This is a genomic window from Streptomyces sp. NPDC054840 (assembly GCF_053611065.1).
On sequence record NZ_JBSGZP010000593.1, the window covers coordinates 1 to 4661 of the forward strand.

The window sequence follows — 4661 nt, forward strand, 5'->3', positions numbered from 1 at the left end:
GTCCAGGACGGTCCGCGCCCCGACCGAGGCGCGGGCGCCGATGAGGCTGGCGTTCACCTGGGCGTCCGGGCCGATGACGGCGTCGTCGAGGACGATGGAGCCCTGGACGACCGCTCCGGCCTCGATCCGGGCGCCCGCGCCCACGACGGTGCCCCCGGACAGCTTGGCCCCGGCCGCCACGTGGGCGCCCGGCAGGACCAGGGATTCGCCGCGGCGTCCGGGGACGGCCGGGGAGGAGACCACGCCGCGTACGAGGTCGGCGGAGGCCTGGATGATCGACTCGGGCTTGCCGAGGTCCATCCAGTAGGTGTTCTCGGTGACGCCGTGCAGCGTGGCTCCGGCGGCGAGCAGGCCGGGGAAGGTCTCGCGCTCGACGGAGACGGGGCGGCCGGCCGGGATGGAGTCGATCACGCTGCGGCGGAAGACGTAGCAGCCGGCGTTGATCTGGTCGGTGATGATCTCCTCGGGGGTCTGCGGCTTCTCGGTGAAGGCCAGCACCCGCCCCGTGGAGTCGGTGGGGACCAGACCGAAGGCGCGCGGGTCCTCGACCCGGACCAGGTGCAGCGAGACGTCGGCGTCGGCCGCCTCGTGGGACTCGACCAGCCCGGCGATGTCCAGCCCGGTGAGGATGTCGCCGTTGAAGACGAGGACGGAGGAGTCCGGGCCGCCGGTCAGGCGCGCTCCGGCGTTGCGGATGGCGCCGCCGGTGCCGAGGGGCTCGTCCTCGACCACGTATTCGAGGCTGAGGCCGAAGTCGGACCCGTCGCCGAAGTAGGGCTCGAAGACCTCGGCGAGGTAGCAGGTGGCCATCACGATGTGCGTGACACCGGCGGCGGCGGCCCTGGCTATCTGGTGGGCGAGGAACGGGACGCCGGCCGTGGGAACCATCGGCTTGGGCGTGTTCACCGTCACGGGTCGCAGGCGCGTCCCTTGTCCGCCGACCAGCAGGATCGCTTCCGTCATTGCGTTCTCCCCAACCGATTCCGGCGTACGAAGGTCCAAATTTAGCCCATCCGAGGGCGCCCGGAATCCGGTGCCGGATGTGTCCACCGGTGCGCTCACGCGTGGGTTCGCCCCACTCGATGTGTCACGGAATGACCGTTGTTCGTTCGCCCCGTCAGGAGGCGAACGGATTGGCGTGGCCGGGCAGTTGCCGGCCCGGCTGCAGGAAGCGCTGCCTGCCGTACTCGTCCGTGACCGGGACGAACCCGGCGTCCGTCAGTCGCCGGGCGATCCGCTGCCTGCGGATCGCGCCCAGCTTGAAGGCGCCGCCCAGGAAGACCGCGAGCGCCGCGCCGCCGGCCAGCGCGGCGAGCGGCATCCCGAGGACGAGCAGCATGAGGACCACGGCTCCGCAGGATCCCCACGCGATCGTCTTCTGCCGCTTGTTCGCGGCCTGGGCCATGACGTCGAGCATGATCCTGTCCTTCAGCCGGGCCACGGCCTCCTGCGCTTCGGGGAGCGGCTTGACCGTCCCCGGCCGCATGCCCGGCACCGTCCCGCCGTTGCCGGCCTGCGGGTGCGCGGCGATGGTCGCCGCTTCGCGGGCACGCGCCTCGGGGTGCGGGTCCCGGTACATCCGCACCAGGATCTGCATGCCGTTGTGCCCCGTCCGGTGCGCCCCGTCGTACGCGTAGCCGTACTGCTCCGCGACGTGGGCCAGGGCGGCCACCCGGCCGACCGTCTGCTCCGGGCCGATCTCGACGACGTCCTGGCGGGCGATCTGCCCGAGCATCGCCGCTATCTGGCGTTCCGTGAACATGCTTTCCCCGCCCCACCTGCGCGCCTACGGCTGACAGCCGCACAGCCTAGCCCGCCGCCGCATGCGCGAACTCCCCCGGCCCGGGGCCGGGGGAGTCGCGTCGCCGCAGGTCAGGTACCCGCTACGGCAGGTTCCTCGCCATGACGATCCGCTGAACCTGATTCGTTCCCTCGTAAATCTGAGTGATCTTGGCATCGCGCATCATGCGCTCCACCGGGTAGTCGCGGGTGTAGCCGTAGCCGCCGAGGAGCTGGACGGCGTCCGTGGTGACCTCCATGGCCACGTCGGAGGCGAAGCACTTGGCCGCGGCGCCGAAGAAGGTGAGGTCCTCCTTGTCACCTCCGGCGGAGACGCGCTCGGACTTGGCCGCGGCCGAGTAGGTCAGCTGGCGGGCGGCCTCGATCTTCATGGCCATGTCCGCGAGCATGAACTGCACGCCCTGGAAGTCGCCGATCGGCTTGCCGAACTGCTTGCGCTCCTGGACGTAGCCCTTGGCGTAGTCCAGGGCGCCCTGGGCGATGCCGAGCGCCTGGGCCGCGATGGTGATGCGGGTGTGGTCCAGGGTCTTCATCGCGGTGGCGAAGCCGGTGCCCTCGGCGCCGATCATGCGGTCGGCGGGGATCCGGACGTTGTCGAGGTAGACCTCGCGCGTCGGGGAGCCCTTGATGCCGAGCTTCTTCTCCGGGGCGCCGAAGGACACGCCCTCGTCGCTCTTCTCCACGACGAAGGCGCTGATGCCCTTGGAACGCTTCTCCGGGTCGGTCACGGCCATGACCGTGTAGTACTCGGAGACGCCCGCGTTGGTGATCCAGCGCTTGACGCCGTTGAGCACCCAGAAGTCCCCGTCGCGCACGGCGCGGGTCTTCATGCCGGCGGCGTCGGAGCCCGCGTCCGGCTCGGAGAGCGCGTACGAGAACATCGCGTCGCCCTTGGCCAGCGGGCCCAGGTACTTGGCCTTGAGCTCCTCGGAACCGGAGAGGATCACCGGGAGCGAGCCGAGCTTGTTCACGGCCGGGATGAGGGAGGAGGAGGCGCAGACACGGGCCACCTCCTCGATCACGATCACGGTGGCGAGGGCGTCGGCGCCCGCGCCGCCGTAGGTCTCGGGTACGTGGACGGCGTGCAGGTCGCTGGAGACCAGGGCGTCCAGGGCCTCCTGCGGGAAGCGGGATTCCTCGTCGACCGCGGCGGCGAACGGCAGGATCTTCGCCTCGGCGAGCGAGCGGACCGACTCGCGGAGCATGTCGTGCTCCTCGGCCGGGCGGTACAGGTCGAAGTCGGCAGAACCCGCCAAGATCTCTCACTCCCCAGGGTGATGCGTGTGCTAACTACCGTTAAGTAACCCAAGCCTAGTGCTCCGGTCACGGATGGCGATATGGACGGACCACGTGAGATGGGTGACAGCGGTGGTCTACTCGGGGACATCCCCGCTGGTGGGCCCGACTATGCTCAGTGGCCGCAAACGGCCCCGCACCTCTGGAGCACCCATGGCCCCCCTCAGGATCACTGTGATCGGCACCGGCTACCTCGGTGCGACCCACGCCGCCGCGATGGCGGAGCTGGGTTTCGAGGTGCTGGGGCTGGACGTGGTGCCCGAAAAGATCGAGATGCTGGCCTCGGGCCGGGTCCCCATGTACGAGCCCGGGCTGGAGGAACTGCTGGCCCAGCACGTGGCCGGGCTGCCGGGCTCGACCGGCCGGCTGCGGTTCACGACCTCCTGGGAGGAGGTCGGCGCCTTCGGCGACGTCCACTTCGTCTGTGTGAACACCCCCCAGAAGCACGGCGAGTACGCCTGCGACATGTCCTACGTGGACTCCGCGATGGCCTCGCTGGCCCCCCACCTGACACGGCCGGTCCTGGTCGTCGGCAAGTCCACGGTGCCGGTGGGCTCGGCGGAGCGGCTCGCCGTGAAGCTCGCGGAGCTGGCCCCGGCGGGCGCGGACGTGGAGCTGGCCTGGAACCCGGAGTTCCTGCGGGAGGGCTTCGCGGTGGACGACACCCTGCACCCCGACCGGATCGTCATCGGCGTCCAGGGCGAGCGAGCCGAGAAGCTGCTGCGGGAGGTCTACGAGACGCCGATGTCGGAGGGGACCCCGCTGGTGGTCACCGACTTCCCGACCGCGGAGCTGGTCAAGACGGCCGCGAACTCCTTCCTCGCGACCAAGATCTCCTTCATCAACGCGATGGCGGAGGTGTGTGAGGCCGCCGGCGGCGACGTGGTCAAGCTGGCCGAGGCCATCGGCTACGACGAGCGGATCGGCGCGAAGTTCCTGCGCGCGGGCATCGGCTTCGGCGGCGGCTGCCTGCCCAAGGACATCCGGGCCTTCATGGCGCGCGCCGGGGAGCTGGGCGCCGACCAGGCACTCACCTTCCTGCGCGAGGTCGACTCCATCAACATGCGCCGCCGCGGCCACATGGTCGAGCTGGCCCGGGAGGCCGTGGGCGGTTCGTTCCTCGGCAAGCGGGTCGCCGTGCTCGGAGCCACCTTCAAGCCGGACTCCGACGACGTACGCGACTCGCCCGCGCTGAACGTGGCCGGGCAGATCCACCTCCAGGGCGGCCAGGTCACCGTCTACGACCCCAAGGGCATGGACAACGCCCGCCGCGTCTTCCCGACGCTGGGCTACGCGGACTCCGCGTCGGCGGCGGCCCGGGGCGCGGAGGTCGTCCTGCACCTCACCGAGTGGCGCGAGTTCCGCGACCTCGACCCGGCGGAGCTGGCCGGCGTGGTCACCGACCGCCTCATCCTGGACGGCCGCAACGCGCTGGACCCCGTGCGGTGGCGTGCCGCGGGCTGGACCTACCGGGCGATGGGCCGCCCGCGGGCCTAGGTCGTCTCTTTCGGATCTTGTCGGTCGGGCCCGCGTTGTCCGGTGCCGTGCATCGCAAGGCGGAGGGG

The 4661-nt window shown here is 70.8% G+C and carries 4 protein-coding genes; 1 reads left to right on the plus strand and 3 read right to left on the minus strand.

Annotated elements, in window-relative coordinates:
* From ACWGIU_RS30300 to ACWGIU_RS30310, 3 genes are all read right to left on the minus strand, one after another.
* Positions 1-963: sugar phosphate nucleotidyltransferase (locus tag ACWGIU_RS30300; protein WP_453711130.1), on the minus strand; the 963-nt coding region annotated here is incomplete at its 3' end.
* A gap of 154 nt (positions 964-1117) precedes the next feature.
* Complete coding sequence (locus ACWGIU_RS30305) at positions 1118-1762, minus strand: hypothetical protein (protein ID WP_453711132.1); 645 nt, start codon at positions 1760-1762, stop codon at positions 1118-1120.
* Between the two features lie 121 nt (positions 1763-1883).
* Positions 1884-3056 carry an acyl-CoA dehydrogenase gene (locus tag ACWGIU_RS30310; protein ID WP_202201300.1) on the minus strand — a complete coding sequence of 391 codons (1173 nt, stop codon included), beginning with the start codon at positions 3054-3056 and terminating at the stop codon, positions 1884-1886.
* A gap of 193 nt (positions 3057-3249) precedes the next feature.
* Between ACWGIU_RS30310 and ACWGIU_RS30315 the strand changes: the two genes are divergently transcribed.
* Complete coding sequence (locus tag ACWGIU_RS30315) at positions 3250-4593, plus strand: UDP-glucose dehydrogenase family protein (protein WP_453711134.1); 1344 nt, start codon at positions 3250-3252, stop codon at positions 4591-4593.
* Positions 4594-4661 lie beyond the last annotated feature (68 nt).